Origin of the sequence: Sodaliphilus sp. (assembly GCF_045598405.1) — a bacterium.
In the GTDB taxonomy this organism is placed as follows: Bacteria; Bacteroidota; Bacteroidia; order Bacteroidales; family Muribaculaceae; genus Sodaliphilus; species Sodaliphilus limicaballi.
On the sequence record NZ_JAZLLZ010000033.1, the window covers coordinates 1 to 1,218 of the forward strand.

Below are 1,218 nucleotides of genomic sequence, written 5' to 3' on the forward strand. Positions count from 1 at the left end.
AGCCAGTACGTGACCTCACAAACTATGTAATTATTCTTATCCAAATTATTTATAAACCTAAAAACAAAATTAAAGAAATGAAAAAATTAATCTTTTTTGCAATGGTTAGCCTTATTGCAAGCCTTGCGCAGGCACAACTCAAGGTGAACACATGGGGACAAACCATCCTTGGAAATTATTCACTCGAAGACAACCTGGACCTAGGCATCCCCACAATGCGTGACACAACCACAACCCTCAAGCTTTATGGTTACGGCACGCATGGCGCCGGTGCGCAGCTTTCCTTTGGCGACCAGTATTACAATGGTTTTAAAACTGTAGCCATAGGCGAGGCTGGCAATTCCGACAGCGACCAGCTGTGGCTTCATGGCTTGAAGGGATTCCGCATCACCATGAATCCCACAGCCAACGACGTGATTATGTCTTACAATCCGTTTACCGACGACGAGCTCACAGTGAATGTCCCAATCAGAAGCACTGGTATCTATGTAGCCAGCGACTCTCGCTTCAAGGAGAACGTGGAGCCAGTCGAGGATGCCCTCTCAACCCTTAATGCCCTTACCAGCGTGAGCTATCAGCTCATCGCGCGCAACGCTGCCGGCATCAATGGCCGTTCGGCAGTGAGCGACGCGGGCGACCCGTCGGGCAAGATGGCGCAGGTGCAGCAGGAGTTTGACCAGTTTTATGCTAACCGCGGCGATGACACCCGCCGCTTCGGTTTCATCGCGCAAGAGGTGGAGCAGGTGCTCCCCGAGCTTGTCCATACCGACAGCGATGGCTATAAATATGTGGACTACATCAGCGTCATCCCGCTGCTTGTGAATGCAGTGCAGCAGTTGCAGGGTGAGCTTGCCGAGGTCAAGGGTGAGCAGCCTAGCGGCAGTGGCCCCATGAAGTCAAAGGCAGTGGCAGGAACCGACGACATCGACGCAGCCCTTGTCACGCCCACATTGCTCCAGAACACCCCCAACCCCTTCAGCGAAGACACGCATGTGCGTTACACCCTGCCCGAGACAGTGCAGCAGGCGGGACTCTACATCTACGACATGCAGGGCAAGCAGATCAAGAGCATTCCAGTGACCGAGCGGGGCAGCTCAAGCATCACCATCCACGGCAACGAACTTGCAGCGGGCATGTATATCTACGCCCTCATTGCCGACGGAAAGGAAATCGCAAGCAAGCGCATGATATTAACCAAGTAAACCGCAACTGCCATGA

Annotated in this window: 1 protein-coding gene; it reads left to right on the forward strand. The window is 53.0% G+C overall.

Annotated elements, in window-relative coordinates; translation table 11 throughout:
* The first annotated feature begins 77 nt into the window (after positions 1-77).
* Positions 78-1,202 carry a tail fiber domain-containing protein gene (locus tag ACKI3C_RS02770; protein ID WP_407401813.1) on the forward strand — a complete coding sequence of 375 codons (1,125 nt, stop codon included), beginning with the start codon at positions 78-80 and terminating at the stop codon, positions 1,200-1,202.
* Positions 1,203-1,218: the final 16 nt, after the last annotated feature.

Excerpts from the sequence above, each read along its gene's own strand:
- ACKI3C_RS02770 (WP_407401813.1), top strand. The coding sequence starts at position 78 with ATGAAAAAATTAATCTTTTTTGCAATGGTTAGCCTTATTGCAAGCCTT.